Origin of the sequence: Nocardia sp. NPDC059236, assembly GCF_042754085.1 — a bacterium.
In the GTDB taxonomy this organism is placed as follows: domain Bacteria; phylum Actinomycetota; class Actinomycetes; order Mycobacteriales; family Mycobacteriaceae; genus Nocardia.
Genome location: NZ_JBHZAF010000005.1, coordinates 385,445 through 406,038 on the forward strand (window position 1 = coordinate 385,445; position 20,594 = coordinate 406,038).

The window sequence follows — 20,594 nt, forward strand, 5'->3', positions numbered from 1 at the left end:
CTATCTATTTCGCCTCGGGGAAGCCGTATTCGTGCCAGTTCGCGAGCACCCGCCGCTGGATCTCGGCGGGCCAGCCGTTCTCGAAACTGCCCTTGATCGGCCGCTTGCCGATCGGATAGAGGTCGGCAAGCAGGCAGTTGTAGATGACCTTGCCCGCGCTGAAACCTTGCTGTTCCTCGGGTGACAGATAGATCCCGAGTGGATCGGTGAGCTTGCGTTCGAAATGGAATTCGCCGCGGTTCACGTCAGGGTGCGAGCGGGTGGCGAATGCCCACACCACCTGATCCAATTCGGTGATATCGATATCGTCTTCGACCAGCAGGATCTTGGGGGCGTGCACCGCGGCGGGCCCGCCGAGCACCACCTCGGCGACCTTGTCGACCAGTTCGTGCGACGCCAGCCCCGTCGTCTCGTGCCAGTCCTGACGCACCGCCAGGGTCAGCCAGTGCACGGCGGCCTCGAAGTTGTACCAGGCCGACGAGATCGGTAGCTCGGCCTCGCGTAGCAGGTGCAGGATTTCACCTGCGGCCGCCGTGCCGGTGATAGTGTCGTCCTCCTCGACCGGCGGCCGGCGGCGACCACCGGCAGAATCGCGTTGTCCCGGTAGGTGATCGCGGAGACCTCGAAGCGGGCTTTGAGCGAGCTCCCGATCGCGTTGTAGCCCGGGTACTCGTTGAAGGGGCCTTCCTCGACATCGTCGTCGAGCAGGACGTGGCCCTCGATCACGATCTCGGCGGTGGCCGGGACCAACAAGTCGACCGTCTCGGCAGCCACGACCTCGATGCCCTCGCCGAAAAGTGCTCCCAGGTAGTGGCTTTCATCGATACCCTGGGGCAGCGGCATTCCGCTGACCACCGGCAGGCCCGGCTCGACTCCGAGGGCGACGGCGATCGGCATCGGCTTGCCCGCCTCGGTCCACATCGCCCGGATGATGCCGATCTGCTGCGACTTGGGCAGCAGGCAGGCAAGAGTTCGCTTGTCGTGCACCATCATTCGATTGACGGACCAATTCGTCCAGGATCCGTCGGGCGTCTTGACGATATTGGCACCGAAGGTCTGGATGTAGCGGCCGCCGTCATTGCCGTGGATCCACGGCGTCGGGAAGGCGAATAGGTCGATGTCGTCGCCTCGCATGATGTGCTGCTTGCACGGCGCACTGTCGGCGGCGACCACCGTCGGGGGGATGCCGGGCCTGGTGCGCGCGTCGGCGAGGGTGTCGACGATCTGTTGACCTGTGGCGTCGGCCGGGAGTCCGATCGACAGTGCGAGCCGGGCCAGCCGGTGCCGTGGCGAGCTCAGTGCCGCAGGCGCTCCGAACAGTCGGAAACCACTGTCGGCGTAACCGGTCAGATTCGTGAAAAGTGGTGCCGGAGCACGCAAGTCGTAGCTGCGCCGAATGATCGCGCCGACCTCGAGATTCCAGTCCACCTCCTTGTCGATGGTCAGTACCTCGCCTATCTGCTCCAGTTGGGCGATGAATTCGCGCAGACTTCTCGAGTGGGCCACGGGGTTTCCTGTTCTAGTCGCCCCAACGGGGCAGGTCGGGTACGTCGATGTCGAGTAGGTCCAGCGCACGGCCGGCGGAGTGGTCGATGATGTCCTGCACGCTGTGCGGCTGCAGATGGAACGCGGGGACCGGCGGCATCACGGTGCCTCCGGATTCGGTCACGGCGGCCATCGCGCGCAGATGCCCGAGCGTCAGCGGCGTCTCCCGGACCATCAGCACCTGGCGTCGCCGGGTCTGCTGGCCCGCGGGCGTCACGACCAGATGCGTCTTCCACCCCGGCCTTGCGGGCCAGTTCCGGCACCCGCATCCCATAGGCGATGCCCGTGGCGCCACTGATTCCCACAACCAGTCGGCGCGGCTTCACCTCGTCGTCCATAGCACGTTCGGACCTCCGAGTCATCGAATTCGGCTGGCAGTCAGCGTGTTTCGCCAGACGAACAGCTCGAAGACTAGCGACGTAGAAGAGATGCGCGTAAGGACGATTGACGTCAGTGGCGTAACCGATTACGACAGGGGCGGTCAACCTTCCAGCGACACGTCTGCGGCTCGGGCGGTCACTAGGCCCTGCGCGGACCAGTCCAGTTCCTGTTGCCGGTCCCGGTCAGCCTCGCCACGCCGACTACCTGCGGTTACGCCACATCCGTTGGTTTTCGGCGATTACTACCGGAACCCCTGGCTATCGGGCCTTACCCGGTGACCGGGTGCACGTGCAGGGCACAGCTGTCGATCGTCACTGTGACAGTGCGGGTGTCGGTCGAGTTCGGTGGCGTGACCTGCAGATTCGTGTACAGCGGGCAGTGATTGCCGGAGGCGTCGACGGCGATGCCCTCGACGACCGCGGTGCCCGGACGACCGGATTCCAGTGTCACGGTGGGCGGTTCGTCGCTGCCCTGTGGCAGACCGCCCATGTATCCGCGCGGGGTCCGATCGGCGTGCAGCAGTGGGCCGCCCGCGCCGGTGTCGACGCCCGGATACCCGGTCAGCGTGCAGGGGGCCGCGCCGGCGGCGAGGCTGAAAGTGAGTTTCACGCCCCGGTGCCCGGTGGCCGGGGACATGACGTCGGCGGTCACGTCGACCTGGCCTGCGCCGCAGGCCGCCTGCCGCGCCGGGGGGGTCTTTGCTTCCTGGGAACTCGGCGGGGTGGCGGGAGCCGCGGTGCTCCCGCCCGCGACCGTGGACCCGCCTGTGACGCCCGGCGATGTCGCCGGTGGTGAGGTGGTGGACGCACTCGACGAACAGGCGGTCAGGCCGAGTGCGAGGACTCCCAGTGCGGCGAGAATCCCTGTGCGATAGCGCATTTCCCAACTCCTCCCGGTCCGGGAACATTGGCGGGCGGCCCCCGGCGTCCCCACACCTTGTATCGGTTCACGCCGCGCGAGTGTGAGCGCTCACTCCACCGCCCAGCCTAGGGGCGGTCAGGGAACTCCGCGGCTCGCCGCGCATGCGCTCGCGCCACGAACCCCGAGCAGTCGGGGCATTCGCTGATGATCGAGTGGTTGCACTCGAGCAGGTGCTCGAGGAACCGGTCCGTCGCCTCCAGTAGTTCGATGCGCTCGCGCACCTCGGCGCGGCGGTCGGCGATCATGTCCCGCCGGCCGTCACACCCGCTCACTCCGAGCTGCCGGATCTGGTCCAGTGACAGTCCGGTTCGCTGCAGCGTCTGGATCACGCGGGCGTAGTCGAGGATGTGTTCGTTGTAGCTGCGGTGACCCGACGGGCTGCGCGGCGGCGCGAGCAGGCCGACCGACTCCCAGTGCCGCAGCACGTGCGTCTCCACACCGAGCGCGGCGGCGGCGTCACCGATTCTCATGTCCTGGGCTGTGGCCACGATGTACCCCTTTACTTCATGTCGACCTTAAGTATTAGCGTTCCAGCATGTCCGATCCAGTGCGCAAGTCCACCATCATCCAATGCTGCACCGCGGCAGTGAGTTCCATTCACGGCGCGGTCCGGCCGCGGCCCATCGACCAGCGGTTCCTGCGGTCCATCACCGACGCCGGGCTGCCGGCGACCGAGCGCACCGTCACGGTCACGCCGCTGCCGCAGTTTCCGCGGTCGGCGCCGACCGCGGCGATCGTGGAGGGGGTGTTCACACCGCGACGCATCGCCAGCTCGCTGACCTCCTTCGTCGTCCAGCACCCCGACGCCACCTTCATCATCGATCCGAGCTATTGCATCGATGCGGAGCACCGCGCCATCGCGCAGCTGCCCGCGGCCATTCGTCCCGTCGTGCGCCCGCCCGTCGAGACAATCCCGACCATCACCGGCCTGCAGTCCGAGCCCACCCTGCCCGCGCTCGATTTCGCCCTGCCCACGCACGCGCATTGGGACCACGTCTGCGGACTCCTCGACTTCCCGGGGCTGCCGGTTCACCTCCACAGCACAGAGAAGGACTGGGTTATGACCGGGCCGGTCGCGCCGGTCGGTGGTGTGCGCGATGCGCTGGTGGACCGTCCCACGGTCGAGTACGACCTCGACGGCCCACCGGTGCTCACCTTCACCCGCAGCCGTGACCTGTTCGGCGACGGCAGCGTGGTCCTGGTGGATCTCGCGGGCCACACGCCCGGCAGCGTGGGCCTGCTCGCGCACACCGCGCGCGGGTGGATCCTGCTGGCGGGCGATGCCGCCTGGCATGCGTTGCAGATCGAGAAGGTGCGCCAGAAGTCCGGCTTCCCAGGCATTTTCGTCGACGAGAATCGCGACCTGACCTTCAAAACTCTGCACCGGCTGCACCTGGCGCAGCGGCTCCTGCCGGTTATCCCCACCCATGATCACGATGCGGCACAGCAGCTGGTAGCACCTCATGCGGAGGCCACCGAACAGCTACCGTGAACGCATGGGGATCACCGTGCGCCCGGCGCAAATGTCCGACATTCCCGAATTAGCGCGCGTGCTCGGCATCGCGTTCTCCGACGATCCACTCATCACGTGGCTGATCCGGGACGATGCCACCCGGGCCCGCCGCGCCGCCGCCCTCTTCGCCGCCCAGGCTCGCCACCACTTCGTTCCCCTGGGCGGTGTCGAGGTGGCCTGCAATGACGCGAATTCCGTAGTCGGCGCGGCACTCTGGGCGCCACCCGGCCACTGGCACGTCGCCGACACCGCGATGCCGCCCCAGCTGCCGGGCCTCGCCTACGCCTTCCGGCACCGCCTGCTCATGGCCGGCAGGCTCGCCGACCGCATGGCGGCTGCCCATCCTCGCGAACCGCACTGGTATCTCGCCGTCATCGGCTCGCTGCCCGGCGTCCGCGGTCAGGGCTACGGCCAGGCGCTGATGCGGTCCCGCCTCGAGCGGTGCGACGCCGAGGGCATCCCCGCCTACCTGGAATCCAGCAAACCCCAGAACGTCCCGTACTACGAACGCTTCGGCTTCGACGTCACCGGCACCCTCGATGCAACCGCCGGCGGTCCACCGCTGTGGCCGATGTGGCGCACTCCGCGCTGACGCGCAAATGCGGTGTTGCCGATCGGAATTCGGTCGGCAACACCGCATTTGCGTGACAGGGTTACAGTTTGCGGGCCATGCCGCCGACCACCAGCTGTTCCCAGACTGTCAGCTCCGGATTGCCGGCGTCGGACTCCGATGGATCGGGACGCCACTGGGCGCATGGGCGCAGGCCGTCCTCCTCCAGTGTGAGTGCACCGAAGAGGAACTCGATCTCCGGCTCGGTGCGGAAACGACCGCGACCGAACGCTTCCACGATCTTGTTCGCGGTTGCCACGGCCTCGCGGGTGGCGCCGGAACGGAAGTGTGAAATATAGACCTGGCTACCGGAAGGGAAGCGATCCGACCAGTACCGAACCACGCCGGCCGGATCCTCTTCGTCATTGACGAAGCTGAGAGTGATCCCGAACAGGATGCCCACCGGCTCGTCGAAGTTGATCACACGCTGTACGTCGGCATGCTTCTGGATGCTGTCCGGATCACGAATATCCGCTTCCAGCACCACGATTCCGTCATCCACGGCGAGCAGGGCCCGCCCGTGGGAGGCCACGAACGGGTCGTCGTCCACATACACGACGCGGGCGTCCGGACACACCTGCCGCACCACCTGGTGCACATTGACGCTGGCAGGCAGGCCGCAGCCCATATCGATGATCTGGCGAATTCCGGCCGCCGCCATGGCCTTCACGGCTCGCAGCACAGCGTCCCGATTCGTGATGGCCAACCGCTCGGATCCGGGTAGGTCCTCGATGAAGTAGTCACCGACATCCTTGTCGACACCGTAGTTGTCACGCCCGCCGAGTACGTAGCTGTATACGCGTGCCACGCTCGGCCGGGACTGCCGCGCTCGCATGGCGTTGATGTTCAAGTGTCACACCCCTCTTTCCTCACCGACGATACCGGCTATCCACCAGGAAATCCTGCGCCAACCGGGCAAACGCCGCCAGCCGCCCCGAACGACGGATCGTGCCTATTGCGTAGCGCCCGCGGCGGCCGTGGTCGTCGGCGCCGCCGCCGTCGTTGTCGGTGCGGGAGTGGTGGTTTGGGGCGCGGTCGTCGTGGTCGTGACCGGTGCGACGGTTCCCGGATCCGTGGTGGTGGTCGGGGCGACCGTGGTGGTCGGCGTCGGGATTATGGACGCGGAAACCGGATCGGGGCAATGGCCGAGTATCTCACCGAGACGGTTGATCTCGGCATTGCTGCGCGGGTCACCGACATAGTTGATCTTGTCGGTGCACTTGACGTAACCGTCCGGCGCGGGGGCTCCGCCGGGGGGCGAGTCGGACACGGGCGGGGTATCGGGTGACTCGCCCGGGGGCTGCTGCTGCGGCGCCGCGCCGCCAGGCGAGCCCCCCACGGGACTTCCCCCGACCGGCTGGCCCGCACCCGGACTCGCCACGGGCGCACCGGAAGTAGTCGAGACTGCCACCGTGCTCGTCACACTGGCCGACGGCTTGACCGTCGTCGCGATCGCGGTCGATTTTCCCGAGTCGCTCGAGCAACCCGCCACCAGCGCGACCACCGGTGTCATCATCAACACAGCGATACGCGTGGCCGTTTGCAGGCGCGACGGACCACGCCATTCCGCCAGAGCGGACATCGATTCCTCCTGAGGGTGCAGCCCCAGCCCCGACTCATCCGCTGCACGAACATCTTTCGCCGATCCGGAACCGAATCGGCCACCTTGAATCCAGGGGCATTTACACCCCCGCTCGACACTAAGGGCTCCAGCAACCGGACGCCATCGTCCTCGGTGCCCCTATTTCTGTGGGCCACTTATCGATCAGGTACCTGCGATTTATCGATTGAGTGCCGACTCTACTCTCACAGCTTCGTCACCGAGGCCGGATCACGTTGCGCGAGCAGGGCATCCAGCTGCCTTTCGGCGCGTTCGGCACGGGCCAGGGTCTGGGTGCGAGCATCGTCCAGGGCAGCGAGCCGTTCGGCGGCCTCCTGCCGGGTCTTGTCGAGGGCGGTCGCCGATTCCGTGCGCACCGCGGCCAGATCGGCGGCGGCCTGCCGGCGTACCTCGGCGAGTTCCGTCCGCGACCGGTCGACCTCGGTGCGGGCCCCCTTCAGTTCGTCCCGGGTGTCGGCGACCACCTGATTGCGTTCGGCCACAGCGGCTTCGGCCCGTTCGATGGTGCGCTCGGCATCGGCGGCACGCTGTACGGCGAGATCGCGTTCCGCGCCCGCGGCGGTGATCCGCTGGGTGGCGTCCCGGCGCACCTGCTCGATCTCGGCGGCCGCCTTCGAGCGGGCCAGCTCGATGTCCTCGCCGGCCTGCTGGCGCGCCCGCTCGGTGTCCTCGGCGGATTCTCGCCGGATGGTGCGGATCTCGGCCTCGGCCTCCGCCCGCGCCGCGAACACATCGTCCGCCGCCCGCTTCGTGACCCGCTCGACTTCCTTCAGCGCCTCGTCGCGGGCGGTGAGTGCCTCCGCGATCCGGCTCTCGGCTTCCTCTGCGGCCAGCGCCGCGTCCTCGGCCGCCGATTCGGCTGCCGCCCGGGCCTCTTCGGCCTCCCGCCGCGCCTGCTCGGCCGCCACTGTGGCCATCTCCGCCTCCGCGATCCGCCGTGCCGCATCCGCCTGCACGGCCTGGACCTGAGCTTCCGCAACGGCCGGATCGGCCAGCGTGGACAACTCGGCCACGGCGGTATTGAGCGTCGTCCCAAGCTGTTCGGCGATCGCACGGAACTGGCCGAGCAGCTCATCGGCCCGCAGCCGGGCCACGGTCACCGGCCCCCGTTGCGTCACAGTGACATTCGCCGGGGGCGCCTCCCCCTCGGCCTGTTGCTGCCGTTGCCGCTCTCGCCAGGCCCGCCAGCGGGTGTGCTCCGGGTGATCACAGTATTCCGACGGACGCCCCGGCCCTCCGCCACGCGTAATCGGTTTGGTGCAGCCGGGGTAGTTGCAGATGCTCGACACAACGGAAAATCGTAGCGTTGGTTTCGTCGAATCCAACGGAACAACACGAAACGAAACCTGAAGTACCCCAAATCGAACCGAGCCGTTCTGACCACCGATAAGTGAACGTTATCGGGGGTCAGGCTCGCCACTCCCCCTGAAAACGCTTGATTCCGTTTCGTTTACGTTTGGTTGTCCCACACGCTACGGAAATTCAACGAAACCCTTCGAAAACTGGGCACACATGTACGCCCGTACCATTTCTCACGAGATGCGGCGACTCGTGACCCGAGCAGGGACAAGATCGCGGCTGCGGCATACATTTGCGCAGTACCGCCCATAACCGACCCGGAAGGACGGGATCCGACGTGTCCGACGCAGAACGGATCAACTGGGACCATCTCAAGACTCGGCAGCCGACCGATGCCGAACGAGATGCGCTGCGAGCAGACCTTGTCGAACGGGCGCTTGCGGTCAGGCGGAACGGGTGGGACCAGTACCGGTCCGTGTGGACCAGTGGCGAGGTTGCCGGTGTCGCCTACCTGCTGGAGGAAGGCGACCTGCTGGAGGAACTCGACGAGCAGGAGGGGTCCGTGCTGACCCGATTCGCCGGCGATCTGTACGGCTTCAAGGGCGCCCGGAAGGACATCGAAGCCGGCCTGGTCGGCACCCAGGCGTGGTTTGCCACCGCCCGCGCCGAACTGGATGCCCGCAGTTCCGGCGCGAACGGATAAGCAGCGTCGGCTACTTCGCCTGTGGCGCAGGCTGCGCCGGATCCTTGCAGTACGGGAGTTCAGGTGCGCAGGGGGTGAGGATGGTGGAGAAGTACTGGATGGCGGAGAAGAGGGTGACGGGGCCGCCTGCGAGGACGATGCCGGCCATGGAGCCGACCGCGCCGAGGGTTGCCATGCCGAGCACGCAGCCGGCGACGGTGGCGCCGACGAAAGGCACCAGCAGGGCGATGACCGGGCTGGAGATGACGGCGCCCGCGGCACCGCCGACCAGACAGCCGACACCGGCGCCGAGGACGGCACCGAGCACAGCGCTGACGGCCGCACCGACTGCGACGCGTTGGGCGAATGCACCCAGGGCTTGTGCGTCACGTGGCGTAAAGGATTCGGCCACTTGGGTTACCGCTTGGTCGACGGTCACGACCTCGCGGGCGTCTACCCGAGTGATCTGCTGCGGGTTGGCCTTCGACGGTGTGAGGGTCGCGGTCGAGCCGTCGAGCCGGGCGGTGACAGGGTAGGCGGTGTCGTCTATACGGTAGGTCAACGGGAGCGCGGCGACGGGTCGGTCGTGGCGGTCGAAGAGCACCAGCTGCTCGTCGAGACGGCGCAGCGTGCCGTCGCTGACGGTGAGAACGGCGGAGTCGCCCTGCCGGGTGACTTCGTATGCCACCGGCGCGGATTCGCCGTCTGCGGTTGGTTCCGCATAGGCCGTCGCGGCGGGAATGACCACTGCGGTCGCTGCGAACGCGGCGACCACCGCGGATTTCCTCATCTTCATGGGTACCTCATCATCATTGATGGAATCGGGCGCGGCCCTGCGGTCGTCGCCCGTGAGGAGCGGGGGTTCGTTCCGCCCCCGCATCCGGCGGTCAGGCGCCGGAGGCTGTGTAGTCGGCGAGAACCGTTGTCGCCGTCGCGGTGTGGGCCGCGACGAGTTCGCGCTCGAGGATCTTGCCGCTGGCAGTCGTCGGCAGGGTGTCGGCCGGTCAGGACGCGACGGCCAGGGGTGCGGCGGTGGCGGCCCGTACTTGCGCCGCGGTGATACCGGAGGCGCATTCGCGCAGCATCAGCCCGTCCGGAGTGACGTCGATGACGGCGAGGTTGGTGATGATGCGGTGCACCACCCGTTCGCCGGTCAGCGGAAGCGTGCAGTGGGACACGATCTTCGGCGCTCCGGTCTTGTCGGTGTGTTCCATGAGCACCAGGACGCGACCGGCGCCGTGGACCAGATCCATTGCCCCGCCCATACCTTTGACCATGTGGCCGGGGACCATCCAGTTCGCCAGATCGCCGGCGGACGAGACCTGCATACCGCCGAGGACGGCGGTGTCGATGTGCCCGCCGCGGATCATGCCGAAGCTGGTGGCCGAGTCGAAGAACGACGCTCCCGCCAGCGTCGTGACGGTCTCCTTGCCCGCATTGATCAGATCGGCGTCGACCTCGCCCGCCTCCGGGTAGGGCCCGGTGCCGAGGATTCCGTTCTCGGAGTGCAGGGTGACGCGGACGCCGGCGGGCAGATGGTTCGGGATCAGGGTCGGCAGTCCGATGCCGAGATTGACGTATTCGCCCGGGCGGAGTTCGCGTGCGGCTCGGGCGGCCATTTCGGTGCGGGACCAGCCCAGATTCGTGGTGGCCGTGGTCATGTCGACTGCTCCTGGGCGACGGTTCGCTTCTCGATGTGTTTGAGCTGCGGTCCGGTGTGCACCACCCGGTCGACGAAGACGCCGGGCAGGTGGATGCGCGCCGGATCGAGATCGCCCGCGGGAACCAGATACTCGACCTGCGCGATGCAGCAGCGTCCGGCCATGGCGGCCAGCGGGTTGAAGTTGCGGGCCGACTTCTCGAACACCAGGTTTCCCTCGGTGTCGCCGATGCGGGCATGTACCAGCGCGACGTCGGCGGTGAGCGCTTCTTCGAGCACATAACGCCGCTCACCCCAGCCGCTGCCGAAGGTGCGTACTTCCTTGGCGGGCGAGGCCACCGCGACCGATCCGTCCGCGGCATACCGCCACGGCAGCCCGCCATCGGCGACCGGGCTGCCGACCCCCGCCGGCGTGAAGAACGCCGGAATGCCCGCGCCGCCGGCCCGCAGCTTCTCCGCGAGGGTGCCCTGCGGGGTCAGCTCGACCTCCAGTTCGCCGGCCAGATACTGGCGGGCGAACTCGCTGTTCTCGCCCACGTAGGAGGCGATGATGCGGCGGATACGTTTGTCCGCCAGCAGAATTCCGAGGCCGTGCGCATCGGTGCCGCAATTGTTGGATATCACCTCGAGATCGGTGATCTCGCGGGCGGCGAGCGCGTCGATGAGTGCGTCGGGGATACCGCACAGTCCGAATCCGCCCACCGCGAGCGAGGAGCCCGAGGTGATGTCGGCGACGGCGGCCGCGGCCGACGCGGCGACCTTCGTCATCGGGTGGCCCCCGGTTCGGCCGCCGCCGGCGTCGTCTCCTCGACGAGTTCTCGCAGCAGCTCGGCCGCGCGCGGCCAATCCCCGTATCCCGACGCGGGATTGAGGTGGCCGACATCGCCGAGATCGACCAGTCGACTCCCCCACGCCTCCGCCATCCCGGAGACACGCCGGTAGGTGGCCAGCGGGTCGGTGGTGGAGGCGGCGACGATGCTGGGAAATGGCAAGCGCCGCCAGGGAATCGGCGTCCATCCGTTGGCGTCCAGTTCCTCGCGCGCGGGGTACCCGTCCGGTAGCGGGGTCTCGAAATCCGGGGGCGTGGCCAGCAGTGCGCCCTGCACGGGCCGGGTGGACTGCTGCGCCCAGCGCACGGTGATCATGACGCCGGCGCTGTGGGCGACGAGCACGACGGGCCCGTCGATCTCGGTGAGCACCGCGTCGAGGGCGGCCACACGGGCTGCGCAGGAGAGCTTGTCCCGCTCCAGCGGCGGCACCGTGCGGACCCGGTCCAGTTGGTCGGCGAGCCGGGTCTGCCAGTGGTCGGGGACGTGGTCGCGCAGCCCGGGCACGATCACAACGGTCGGTGTGGTGGTCTCACTCATGAGGTGCGGCAAGTCCTTTCGAAGGTCCAGGTGATGCGCCGGAGTCGAGCGCGGCGAGCCTGCGCAGTCCGGCGGGATAGGCGCGCTTGCCCAGTGCAAGGGCGGCAATGGCGAGCAGATAGGTCAGCGGTGCGAGCCGCAGCGCGTTCGTCAATCCGAGGTGATCAGCGAGGACGCCGACGACGAACGGGCCCAGTGCCAGACCGAGCAGACTGTTCGCGAGGGTGAGGGTGCCGAAGGCCGAAGCCTGGACGGAGGGGTGGGTGAGGTTGGCGACCATGGCCGCGGCCGGACCCGACGATCCGCCGGAGAAGAACGCCCCGACGCCGATCAGCAGCAGCTGCAGCGGACCGTGGCCGACGGCGAAACCGATGGCGAGGCAGGCCAGGGCGATCGCGCAGAACACGATGGCCGTGGTCCATTTGCGGGCCATGTCGGTGCGGCTGACCCGGTCGGTGATCATCCCGCAGCCCACCATCCCGGCGCCGACGAGCAGCACGAACACCGAGGCGACCGCGCCGGCCCGGTCCGGGGCCAGGTCGTAGTAGCGGCCGAAGAAGCTCGGCATCCACGACAACAGCACCGCTGCGGTGAAGATCTGCAGGGCACTGCCCGCGTACGCGCACAGGACCGCCGGATTGGTGAACAGTGTCGAGACCGGAACCCGCAGGCCCGCTCCACTTTCCGGGCTCGGTGCCGGGTCGGCGGCGTACCGGGCCAGCGTCTCCTCGCTGACGGCCGCCCGGAACAGCGCCGCCAGGACCAGCCCGAAGACCGCCATGAGAGCGAACGACCAGCGCCATCCGAAGTGCACGGCGATCACCCCGCCGAACCCCACGCCCAACACCGAGCCGAACGATCCGCCCGCCATGAACGCCCCGCTCAGCGCGGCATGCATGCGGGGCGCGAATACGCTGAGTACCACAGCGATTCCGACGCTGCCGTAGGCGGCTTCGCCGACCCCGACGAGGAAGCGGGCGCCGAGCATCTGCGGGTAGTCAGCGGCCACCGCGCACAGCAGGGTGGCCGCGCTCCACAGCACCGCCATCAGGACCAGGCTGCGCACCCGCCCCCAGCGGTCGGCCAGCAGCGAGAGCGGCAAGGTCAGTAGACCGACCATCAGCGCGACCACGCTGCTGAGCGAGCCCAGCCGCGAATCCGACAGTCCCCATGCGGTTTTCAGGAAGGGAAAGACCGCGCTGAGGACTTGGCGCGACATGTAGTCGGCCAGCAGCAGCCCGAAGGCCAGCGCGAAGATGAGCCATGGATACGCCCGGCGGGTCCGTGTGACCGCCGTGGCCGGGGCGGCGGCCGGCCGGCAGTCCGTCCCGGCGGCGGTAGTGTCCAACTCCATTGGTGCTCCTACGTATCCGGTGTGCGAGACGGTGGTGCACACCGGAGCTAGAGAGGGAACCGGGGGCACACGACCATCGGCCGCGTGCCCCCGGAAATCGGGCACTGCCTGATCAGCGACCCGAGATGCTGCCCGGTGCGAGCTGGTCAGGCGTGGTGGGTGAAGCCGACCTGGCCCGGCTTGCGGTTGGGCGCGAATCCGAGCTTGGCGAGCGTCTCGTCCGCGTCGGCGTAGCGCTCGTCGAGCTTGTAGATCTCGCGCGCCTCCTTGCCGGTGGCGACCTCGCGACCCAGCTCACCGGCGATGCGCACCAGTTGCTCGACCTGCTGCACCGAGGTCGTCTTCTGGCCCTTGCGACCCCAGAGGGTGTCCTCGTTGCCGCAGCGCGCGTGCAGACCCATCGCAATGGCCATGGTGTTGACCGGCAACACGCTGCGCATGAGCGTCTCGAGGGTCAGCACCGCGCCGTCGGGGACCCGGCGGATGAACTCCATCATGTTGTAGGGGTTGGGTCCGTCGAAGCCGCCGCCGATGCCGACCCAGGTCACCATGAGCGGGCCGGTGTAGACGCCGCGGCGGATCAGCCGCTCCACCGTCTCGAGCTGTGCGATGTTCGCGAGCTGGAAGTGCGGTTGAATTCCGGCCGCCTGCAATCGTTTCAGGTGCTCCTCCACCCAGCCCGGTCCCGCCGGGACGTGCATCTCGCGGTAGGCCTCGTACACCTCCGGGCGGGTGAACGAGGTGCCCGCGATGTCGTCGTCGGTCATCAGCTCGACGATGTTCATCTGATTGGTGTTGATGGCGATGGTGACCTGATCCGGCTTGGGATCCAGCGCCGCGAGCATGTGGCGTGCGTCGTCGGAGAGCCATTTGGCGTCGGCGCCATCACCTTCCGGCGCGAACGAGATGGAGCCGCCGACCTGGAGGATCATGTCCGGCACCGCATCACGCAGCCGGCCCAGCAGCTCGTTGAACTTCGAGAGCCGCTTGGAGCCCTTGCCGTCGAGTTCCCGCACGTGGATGTGCAGGACCGTGGCGCCCGCGTTGTAGCAGTCCACCGCCTGCTGGACATGCTCGTCCATGGTCAGCGGCAGGTCTTCGCGGAAATCATCGGGCTCCCACTCCGGGCCGTAGGGGGCGACGGTGATGACCAGCTTCTCCTGGACCTCCGGGAACAGCGCATCGTCGTGAAAATGCATGGGCTTACTCCAATGTGAGTGGGCTGGAAGGGATGTCAGTACGGGAGGTCGCCGATGATCCCGGCGCGCTCCATCTTCCGGACCGCGGGCCAGTAGTCCTGGACCGCGTAATGCTGGGTGGACCGGTTGTCCCAGATGGCGAAGCTGTTCGGGGTCCACCGCCAGCGCACCTGGTATTCGGGGACCGCGGCCTGCCGCATCAGGTAGTGCAGCAACTCCGCCGCGCCCGGCGCGTAATCGAAGCCGAAGCGCACGTTCTCGGGGGTGTGGTAATTGACCAGGTGTGTGGTGAAGGAGTTGACGAACAGGATCTGCTCGCCGGTCTCCGGGTGCGTGCGCACCACCGGGTGCTCGGCGTCCGGAAAGCGTTGTGCCAGTTCGTGACGCTGCTCCTGCGGCATGGCGGCGCCGAAGCTGGCCTCGATGCTGTGCCGGGCGCGCAGGCCCCGGATACGGTTCTTGACCTCGTCGGGCAGACGCCGATACGCCTCGGCCATATTCACCCAGATGGTGTCGCCACCGACGGGCGGCGCCTCCACGCAGCGCAGCACCGACCCCATCGGCGGATGCTGTCGCCAGGTGGCGTCGCAGTGGTAGGCGTTCTCGTAGTGTTCCGGCGCGCTGTCCAGATCCTTGTAGATGCGCACCAGGCCCGGGTGGTCCGGGTCGCTGCCGGCCACCGGATGGTCCTCCAGCTCGCCGAAGCGGCGGGCGAGCGCGACGTGGTCGGCGCGGCTGATGTCCTGATCGCGGACGAACAGGACCTTGTATTCGAGCAGCAGGGCGCGCAATTCGGCGAAAAGGGCGTCGTCGTGCGCCGCCGTGGCCAGATCCACGCCGGACAGCTCGGCACCGATGGTGCAGGTCATCGGTGTCACGCCGATCGACCAGCGCAGTGTCGAATCCTCCAGTGGGGTAAGGGTTGTCATGACAGTCCTCCAAGGGGTGTGAGCCCGCGGCAACGGGCGGGCGGAGTTTCAGAGCACGAAGACCGAGGTGCCGACGCTGCGACCGGACTCGAGGTCGCGGTGCGCCTGCTCCGCGTCGGGCAGCACGTAGCGCTGATTGATGTCGACGCGAATGCGGCCCGCGGCGACGTGGGAGAAGAGCTCACCCGCGAGTTCGGCTCGTTCGGCGGGGTCGGCGATGTAGTCGGCGAGCGCGGGGCGCGTCACGAACAGTGAACCCTTCACTGCCAACTGCATGGCGTCGATCGGCGGGACCGGGCCCGACGCGGTGCCGAAGCAGACGAGCAGGCCGCGCCGCGCCAAGGAATCCAGAGACGACTGATAGGTGGTCTTTCCGATGCTGTCGTAGACCACGGGCACGCCCTTGCCGTCGGTGATCTCCCGGACGCGTTCGGCGACGTTCTCGCGGGTGTAGAGCACGACGTGATCGCAGCCGTTCGCGCGGGCGATCGCGGCCTTCTCTGCACTCGACACCGTCCCGATCACGCTGACGCCCAACAACTTCGCCCACTGGGTGAACAGCGAGCCGACGCCGCCGGCGGCGGCATGCAGCAGCACGGTGTCCCCGGCGCGCAGCGGGTGAATGCGCCGCAGCAGGTATGCGGTGGTGAGTCCGCGCATGGTCATGGAGGCGGCGGTCTCGAACGGGATCTCCTGCGGCAACCGGATCAGGTGCTCGGCGGGCATCACGCGTTCGGTGCTGTAGGCACCGAGTGGGCTGCCGGTGTAGGTCACGCGGTCACCCGCCCGGAAATCGGTGATGTCCGGGCCGACCGCCTCGATCACGCCCGCCGCCTCGACGCCCATGCCGGCCGGCAGCGCCGCCGGGTAGAGGCCGGTGCGGAAGTAGGTGTCGGCGAAGTTCAAGCCGACCGCTTCGTGCCGAATCCGGACCTGGCCCGGTCCGGGCTCTCCGACATCGGCTGTCTCCCACCGCAATACCTCGGGTCCGCCGGTTTCGTAGAAGCGAACAGCTTGTGCCACAGTGCATCTCCTTTTGGACGCGACCGCGCCGGGGCGGCGATCGGCGTTCTGGGTCCGACAGGGGTACCCGGCACCGACCCGTCGCGTGCCCGCGGCTGCGGGGACGCTCGGAGGCCCGGGCTATCGAGAACGAGAGACCAGCAGCAGAATCCGGGCCGGGTGCGCTCACCGACCGCGATGTCCTGCTTTTCCGCTGGTCAATTCGTTGTGATGAACCCAGAGTAAGCCGGATCACACTCGATTGCTTATCCTCTCGGGACAGGAATCCATTCACTTCGGGACACAGGAGGATGCCCGGTGAAGCCGCTCGCCCGCTATGCCGCGTTGAGCAACTACGTGGAGCTGGGCCGATCCGTCGGCCTCGATCCGGTCCGTCTGGTGCGCGAATCCGGACTCGACCCGGCGAGCCTGACCCTGCAGGACCGCTGGGTGCCGGCCGCCACCATCGCCGATCTGCTCGAACGCTCAGCCGCCGCCGCGCACTGCGAGGACTTCGGGCTGCGCCTGGCCGAGCGGCGGCGCATCGCGAACCTCGGCCCGCTGAGCCTGGTCATCCGCGAGGAACCGGATGTGCGCAGCGCGCTGCGGGTCATGTCCCGGCACGCGCACATGTACAACGAGGCCTTGCACACCCGCCTCACCGAACGCAACGGTCTCGCCACCATCCGGCTCGGGCTCGATATCGGGCAGGCCGGCGAAACCCGCCAGTCCGTCGAACTGGCTATCGGAGTGCTGCACGGCCTGCTGCGCGGATTCCTCGGCAGCGGCTGGCAGCCGGTGGAGACCCGATTCACCCACGCCGCGCCTGCCGACCGCAGCACCCATCACCGCATACTCGGACCGAACATCACCTTCGGTCAGGAATTCAACGGACTCATCATCTACACAACCGATCTCGATGCCCCCAACGCCATGTCGGACCCGCTGCTGCGCACCTACACCCGGCAGTTCCTCGACTCCACCGACCTCGCCCCCGCCACCACCATCGACCGCGTGCGGGAATTGATCGAACTCCTGCTGCCGACCGGACGCTGCTCGATCGAACAGATCGCTCGCAGCCTCGGTGTCGACCGCCGCACCATCCACCGGCACCTCGCCGCGGAAGGCGAAACCTTCACCACCCTCTTGGATTCCACCCGCGCCGAACTCGCCCAGCACCTGGTCGCGAATCGCCGCCACTCCCTCACCCAGATAGCCGAAATGCTGGCCTTCTCCTCCCCCAGCAACTTCACCCGCTGGTTCACCAAACGCCACGGCTGCAGCCCGCGCACCTGGCGCACCCAGGGCAAGCCCACCCTGCGCCCGAAAGTCCATGACACCCACCAGGATCTGGGAGGTCACCGTCAACGACCTGCGCCGAATGCGGCGGCGGAACCGGAATCCAACAGATAGCTTGACGGCCGGTAAGGTGTTTCTCTACGGTGCAATAGGCCCGTCCGAGGCTCGCCTGCTGTTGCCGAGGGCTGGCATACCTGATGGAGGTGGGGAGTATGCCGGGTGTCAGCATGCTGTGGCCGGACTCAGTGGCGTTGGGCGGCCGCCTGATGATGGATTCCGGGGCGGTGACCGACCTCCATATCGATCGGATCATCGCCGCCGTCGTCGAGGCCGATGAATACCGGTTGCGGGCATGGTTTTCCGAGCCCGTCCGGGACCCGGAGACGGTGCGGTACCGACAGGAGATCTTCGCCGAGCTCGCGGATGATTCGGTGCGGGAAGTGTTCGACGCGTTCTCCGCCGGCATGCGCGGCACCCGGAAACGGCTCGATTGGCAGGAACGCCTGCATCATCCGCATCAGCGACAGTGGTGGCAGCTCAGTGCTACTGCCGAATACATCGAGGCGGTAGCCCGGTTCGCTGAAGCGTTGGCCGCACTCCCCCTGTCCGCTCGTGCGCTGACCCGATGGCGGGAGTTCATCACCGACTACGTCGCCGGGCCCGGTTTCTGCCGTTTGGCCAACGCCGTGCACCAGGTGCAGCAGGCGTTGAGCTCGGTGCGCTACAGCCTGCGGATCGTCGACCGCACCCTCGAGGTGGGGCCCGTCGGCGCCGAGGCGGATTACAGTGCGGCGATCGCGAAGCTGTTCTCGCGCTTCGGTGTCGGTGTGCCGCGGCCGGGGCGGCCGCGGTCGGACTGGGACGACATCAATCACATGGAGGAGCAGATCCTCGATCGTGTCGCCGCCTTACACCCTCGCGCCTTCGAACAGCTCGCCGAATTCGCCCGCGACCACGGGCAGTTCGCCGACGCCGCGGTGATGGCGTTCGATCGGGAGATCCAGTTCTATCTGACGTATCTCGCCTTCGTTCGCCGGGTCAGTGGAACGGACCGGGCGATGTGCCTGCCACAGTTGGCAACCCGAGGCGCGGAGATTCACGCCGAAGGCGCGTTCGACCTCGCACTGGTCACCCGTCGCGGGCGCGCCGACACCGAGGTGGTGTGCAACGATCTGCGGCTGTCGGGTCCGGAACGAGTGCTGGTGGTGACCGGTCCCAACCAGGGCGGGAAGACGACCTTCGCGCGCACGGTCGGCCAGCTGATCTATCTCGCCGCGCTCGGCTGTCCGGTCCCGGCCCGCAGTGCCCGCCTGCCGTTGGCGGTCCGGCTGTTCACGCATTTCGAACGTGCCGAGCAGGCAACCGTTCCCGATGGGCGCCTCGCCGAGGAGCTGCTGCGCATCCGCGACACACTCGAGGAGGCGACCGCGGACAGCGTGATCATCCTCAATGAGAGTTTCAGCGCAACCAGTACCGCCGATGCCGTGCGGATCGGCGGCGATGTGCTCGATCGGATCGTCGAGCGTGGCGCGATGGCCGTGTGGGTCACCTTCTTCGACGAACTGGCCCGGTCCGGACCGGCCGCGGTCAGCATGGTGGCGGCCACCGACCCCGGCGATCCGTCCCGGCGCACATTCCGTATCGAGCGCAGGCAGGCCGACGGCCATGCCCACGCCGTGGTGCTCGCCGAGCGCTTCGGGCTGACCTACGACCTCGTGACCGCCAGGATCGCCGCATGCAGGTGAATCTTCTCCATCCTGCCGACTACGAACCTCGTCCAGCAGGCAACGGGGACAGCACCTTCGATGATCTCGGTCTCGAGTCGCTGTGCACTGCGGCCTCCGACGATCCAGTAATCCGTGATGCCGTCCGGGCCGGGCTGGCGGCACCGGTGACCGATCCGGAGGTGATCCGCTACCGGCACTCCGTGCTCGCCGACTGCCAGGCACATCCGATCGTGGTGCGCGAGCTCTACCGGATCGCTTCCCAGGCAACCGAAGTCAGGCGCCGCAAGGCCGGTCCATTGCACCGCGCCAGTGGGAAACTGCTGCTCGCGCTGGAACCTCTGAACGAGCTGATCACGTTCCTCCGGCAATTGCGCGCCCTCTGCGATCGGGACGGCCACCGGTTCCGAGCGCCCGGATTCACCCATCTGATGGCCGTCATCGCAGTTCAGCTCGACGACCGATATTTCGACAGTGTCGAAGCACAGTTGGCGGCAATGGATTTCGACCGTGGTCTGCACATCAGCGCGGGGCTCGGCGCGGGCAACCGGATCGCGGGCATCGTGCTGCACGAGCCGATCCGCCGTCGCCGCTTCGGATTCGATCGCCCGAGCCGCCACGCCTTTCGCGTCATCGACGAACCCGACCCCGAATTCGACCCGGTCATGCAGCTGCGCGACCGAGCCGTGTCCGTGATCGCCGATGTCGTCAACGACGCGGTTGTCCACGTGCAGGACTTCTTCCGGCGACTGCGCAGCGAACTCGCCTTCTACGTCGGCTGTCTCGCACTACACGACCGCTTCCGCAATGCCGGGCTACCGGTGTGCCTGCCGACCCCGCACCCCGCCGGAACGCCGCGCCTGCGTTGTTTCGGACTGCGCGACGTCACACTGTGCCTGACCTCCGGCCACCCGGTGGTCGGCAATGACATCGACGCCACCGGCCGCTCCCTGATCGTCATTACCGGAGCCAACAGCGGCGGCAAATCCACCCTGCTGCGCAGCATCGGCACCGCCCAGCTGATGATGCAGGCCGGAATGTACGTCGTCGCCGACACATTCGAAGCCGACGTGCGCGACGGCGTCTTCACCCACTTCGTCACCGACGAAGACCGCACCCTGTCCCACGGCAAGCTGGTCGACGAGCTGGCCCGCATGAGCTGCATCGTCGACCGCATCACCCCGAACTCCCTCCTGCTGTGCAACGAGTCGTTCTCCTCCACCAGCGAACACGACGCCACCCACATCGCCGCGCCACTCGTCGACGCAGTCCTCGAAAGCGGCGTCTCGATCGTCTTCGTCACCCACCTCTACGAATTCGCCCACCGCCGTTACCAATCCGCCCACCCGACCGATCTCTTCCTTCGTGCCGGCCACCATCCGGACGGCACCCGGACCTTCTCCTTCACACCGGCACCCCCGGAACCCACCAGCCACGCCGACGACGTCTTCCGCCGGATCTTCGATGGAAGCCCGGCCGACCGCTGAA

At 67.6% G+C, this 20,594-nt stretch carries 23 protein-coding genes; 7 read left to right on the top strand and 16 right to left on the bottom strand.

The features are described 5' to 3' along the window. Positions 1-4: 4 nt before the first annotated feature. The 5 genes from ACFXIV_RS16420 to ACFXIV_RS16440 all read right to left on the bottom strand — a co-directional run bounded on the left by ACFXIV_RS16420 (position 5) and on the right by ACFXIV_RS16440 (position 3,335). On the bottom strand, positions 5-544 hold the full coding sequence (locus ACFXIV_RS16420) for a hypothetical protein (RefSeq protein WP_379397193.1): 540 nt from the start codon (positions 542-544) through the stop codon (positions 5-7). Continuing rightward, complete coding sequence (locus tag ACFXIV_RS16425; RefSeq protein WP_379397075.1) at positions 439-1,506, bottom strand: UbiD family decarboxylase; 1,068 nt, start codon at positions 1,504-1,506, stop codon at positions 439-441. Before ACFXIV_RS16425 ends, ACFXIV_RS16420 begins: the two co-directional genes overlap by 106 nt. A gap of 13 nt (positions 1,507-1,519) precedes the next feature. Then, a complete protein-coding gene (locus ACFXIV_RS16430) occupies positions 1,520-1,762 on the bottom strand; it encodes a flavoprotein (protein ID WP_379397077.1) in 243 nt (80 codons plus the stop codon). Positions 1,763-2,193: 431 nt separating this feature from the next. Further along, a complete protein-coding gene (locus ACFXIV_RS16435; protein ID WP_379397079.1) occupies positions 2,194-2,805 on the bottom strand; it encodes a DUF4232 domain-containing protein in 612 nt (203 codons plus the stop codon). Between the two features lie 107 nt (positions 2,806-2,912). Beyond that, positions 2,913-3,335, bottom strand: coding sequence for a MerR family transcriptional regulator (locus ACFXIV_RS16440; RefSeq protein WP_379397080.1), 423 nt, complete (start codon positions 3,333-3,335; stop codon positions 2,913-2,915). A gap of 47 nt (positions 3,336-3,382) precedes the next feature. Between ACFXIV_RS16440 and ACFXIV_RS16445 the strand changes: the two genes are divergently transcribed. Together ACFXIV_RS16445 and ACFXIV_RS16450 are read left to right on the top strand one after the other, a co-directional pair. Next, the gene (locus ACFXIV_RS16445) at positions 3,383-4,339 is read left to right on the top strand and encodes an MBL fold metallo-hydrolase (protein WP_379397082.1); all 957 of its coding nucleotides are present in this window, start codon (positions 3,383-3,385) and stop codon (positions 4,337-4,339) included. A gap of 4 nt (positions 4,340-4,343) precedes the next feature. Then, positions 4,344-4,952 carry a GNAT family N-acetyltransferase gene (locus ACFXIV_RS16450; RefSeq protein WP_379397084.1) on the top strand — a complete coding sequence of 203 codons (609 nt, stop codon included), beginning with the start codon at positions 4,344-4,346 and terminating at the stop codon, positions 4,950-4,952. Between the two features lie 61 nt (positions 4,953-5,013). Here the strand turns inward: ACFXIV_RS16450 and ACFXIV_RS16455 are convergent, their stop codons facing one another. Both ACFXIV_RS16455 and ACFXIV_RS16460 read right to left on the bottom strand, forming a co-directional pair. After that, a complete protein-coding gene (locus ACFXIV_RS16455) occupies positions 5,014-5,805 on the bottom strand; it encodes an SAM-dependent methyltransferase (RefSeq protein WP_379421281.1) in 792 nt (263 codons plus the stop codon). A 117-nt stretch (positions 5,806-5,922) separates the two neighbouring features. After that, positions 5,923-6,240, bottom strand: coding sequence for a hypothetical protein (locus tag ACFXIV_RS16460; RefSeq protein ID WP_379397088.1), 318 nt, complete (start codon positions 6,238-6,240; stop codon positions 5,923-5,925). A 142-nt stretch (positions 6,241-6,382) separates the two neighbouring features. On the opposite strand from ACFXIV_RS16460, the gene ACFXIV_RS16465 reads away from it, so the two are divergent. Continuing rightward, positions 6,383-6,565 (top strand): hypothetical protein, encoded by a 183-nt coding sequence (locus tag ACFXIV_RS16465; protein WP_379397090.1) that lies wholly within the window; start codon positions 6,383-6,385, stop codon positions 6,563-6,565. A gap of 211 nt (positions 6,566-6,776) precedes the next feature. Here the strand turns inward: ACFXIV_RS16465 and ACFXIV_RS16470 are convergent, their stop codons facing one another. Next, a complete protein-coding gene (locus ACFXIV_RS16470; RefSeq protein WP_379397092.1) occupies positions 6,777-7,709 on the bottom strand; it encodes a hypothetical protein in 933 nt (310 codons plus the stop codon). A gap of 518 nt (positions 7,710-8,227) precedes the next feature. Here ACFXIV_RS16470 and ACFXIV_RS16475 point away from each other — a divergent pair. Beyond that, positions 8,228-8,593 (top strand): hypothetical protein, encoded by a 366-nt coding sequence (locus ACFXIV_RS16475; protein ID WP_379397094.1) that lies wholly within the window; start codon positions 8,228-8,230, stop codon positions 8,591-8,593. A 10-nt stretch (positions 8,594-8,603) separates the two neighbouring features. Here the strand turns inward: ACFXIV_RS16475 and ACFXIV_RS16480 are convergent, their stop codons facing one another. The 8 genes from ACFXIV_RS16480 to ACFXIV_RS16515 form a co-directional block, all read right to left on the bottom strand. Then, positions 8,604-9,368: a hypothetical protein gene (locus ACFXIV_RS16480; RefSeq protein WP_379397096.1), complete on the bottom strand. Its 765-nt coding sequence runs from the start codon at positions 9,366-9,368 to the stop codon at positions 8,604-8,606. A gap of 208 nt (positions 9,369-9,576) precedes the next feature. Then, on the bottom strand, positions 9,577-10,233 hold the full coding sequence (locus ACFXIV_RS16485; RefSeq protein WP_379397097.1) for a 3-oxoacid CoA-transferase subunit B: 657 nt from the start codon (positions 10,231-10,233) through the stop codon (positions 9,577-9,579). Then, positions 10,230-11,000, bottom strand: a complete 771-nt coding sequence (locus ACFXIV_RS16490) for a CoA transferase subunit A (protein WP_379397099.1) — start codon at positions 10,998-11,000, stop codon at positions 10,230-10,232. Before ACFXIV_RS16490 ends, ACFXIV_RS16485 begins: the two co-directional genes overlap by 4 nt. After that, on the bottom strand, positions 10,997-11,599 hold the full coding sequence (locus ACFXIV_RS16495) for an RBBP9/YdeN family alpha/beta hydrolase (protein ID WP_379397101.1): 603 nt from the start codon (positions 11,597-11,599) through the stop codon (positions 10,997-10,999). Before ACFXIV_RS16495 ends, ACFXIV_RS16490 begins: the two co-directional genes overlap by 4 nt. Next, complete coding sequence (locus ACFXIV_RS16500) at positions 11,592-12,953, bottom strand: MFS transporter (RefSeq protein WP_379397103.1); 1,362 nt, start codon at positions 12,951-12,953, stop codon at positions 11,592-11,594. Before ACFXIV_RS16500 ends, ACFXIV_RS16495 begins: the two co-directional genes overlap by 8 nt. A gap of 146 nt (positions 12,954-13,099) precedes the next feature. Then, a complete protein-coding gene (locus ACFXIV_RS16505; protein WP_379397105.1) occupies positions 13,100-14,152 on the bottom strand; it encodes a 3-keto-5-aminohexanoate cleavage protein in 1,053 nt (350 codons plus the stop codon). 35 nt (positions 14,153-14,187) lie between these two features. Next, a complete protein-coding gene (locus tag ACFXIV_RS16510) occupies positions 14,188-15,081 on the bottom strand; it encodes a TauD/TfdA dioxygenase family protein (RefSeq protein WP_379397107.1) in 894 nt (297 codons plus the stop codon). Between the two features lie 48 nt (positions 15,082-15,129). Further along, positions 15,130-16,104 carry a quinone oxidoreductase family protein gene (locus ACFXIV_RS16515; RefSeq protein ID WP_379397109.1) on the bottom strand — a complete coding sequence of 325 codons (975 nt, stop codon included), beginning with the start codon at positions 16,102-16,104 and terminating at the stop codon, positions 15,130-15,132. Positions 16,105-16,401: 297 nt separating this feature from the next. Here ACFXIV_RS16515 and ACFXIV_RS16520 point away from each other — a divergent pair, with 297 nt between their 5' ends. The 3 genes from ACFXIV_RS16520 to ACFXIV_RS16530 all read left to right on the top strand — a co-directional run bounded on the left by ACFXIV_RS16520 (position 16,402) and on the right by ACFXIV_RS16530 (position 20,593). Continuing rightward, complete coding sequence (locus ACFXIV_RS16520) at positions 16,402-17,496, top strand: AraC family transcriptional regulator (protein ID WP_379397111.1); 1,095 nt, start codon at positions 16,402-16,404, stop codon at positions 17,494-17,496. Between the two features lie 98 nt (positions 17,497-17,594). Beyond that, on the top strand, positions 17,595-19,127 hold the full coding sequence (locus ACFXIV_RS16525; protein WP_379397113.1) for a DNA mismatch repair protein MutS: 1,533 nt from the start codon (positions 17,595-17,597) through the stop codon (positions 19,125-19,127). Continuing rightward, entirely contained in the window at positions 19,118-20,593 is a 1,476-nt protein-coding gene (locus tag ACFXIV_RS16530; RefSeq protein ID WP_379397114.1) for a DNA mismatch repair protein, read from the top strand. The genes ACFXIV_RS16525 and ACFXIV_RS16530 overlap by 10 nt, the downstream gene beginning before the upstream one ends. Position 20,594: the final 1 nt, after the last annotated feature.

Coding starts and splice junctions, on each gene's coding strand:
- ACFXIV_RS16435 (WP_379397079.1), bottom strand. CDS start 2,805: ATGCGCTATCGCACAGGGATTCTCGCCGCACTGGGAGTCCTCGCACTC.
- ACFXIV_RS16445 (WP_379397082.1), top strand. CDS start 3,383: ATGTCCGATCCAGTGCGCAAGTCCACCATCATCCAATGCTGCACCGCG.
- ACFXIV_RS16450 (WP_379397084.1), top strand. CDS start 4,344: ATGGGGATCACCGTGCGCCCGGCGCAAATGTCCGACATTCCCGAATTA.
- ACFXIV_RS16455 (WP_379421281.1), bottom strand. CDS start 5,805: ATGCGAGCGCGGCAGTCCCGGCCGAGCGTGGCACGCGTATACAGCTAC.
- ACFXIV_RS16480 (WP_379397096.1), bottom strand. CDS start 9,368: ATGAAGATGAGGAAATCCGCGGTGGTCGCCGCGTTCGCAGCGACCGCA.
- ACFXIV_RS16485 (WP_379397097.1), bottom strand. CDS start 10,233: ATGACCACGGCCACCACGAATCTGGGCTGGTCCCGCACCGAAATGGCC.
- ACFXIV_RS16490 (WP_379397099.1), bottom strand. CDS start 11,000: ATGACGAAGGTCGCCGCGTCGGCCGCGGCCGCCGTCGCCGACATCACC.
- ACFXIV_RS16495 (WP_379397101.1), bottom strand. CDS start 11,599: ATGAGTGAGACCACCACACCGACCGTTGTGATCGTGCCCGGGCTGCGC.
- ACFXIV_RS16500 (WP_379397103.1), bottom strand. CDS start 12,953: ATGGAGTTGGACACTACCGCCGCCGGGACGGACTGCCGGCCGGCCGCC.
- ACFXIV_RS16505 (WP_379397105.1), bottom strand. CDS start 14,152: ATGCATTTTCACGACGATGCGCTGTTCCCGGAGGTCCAGGAGAAGCTG.
- ACFXIV_RS16510 (WP_379397107.1), bottom strand. CDS start 15,081: ATGACAACCCTTACCCCACTGGAGGATTCGACACTGCGCTGGTCGATC.
- ACFXIV_RS16525 (WP_379397113.1), top strand. CDS start 17,595: ATGCCGGGTGTCAGCATGCTGTGGCCGGACTCAGTGGCGTTGGGCGGC.
- ACFXIV_RS16530 (WP_379397114.1), top strand. CDS start 19,118: ATGCAGGTGAATCTTCTCCATCCTGCCGACTACGAACCTCGTCCAGCA.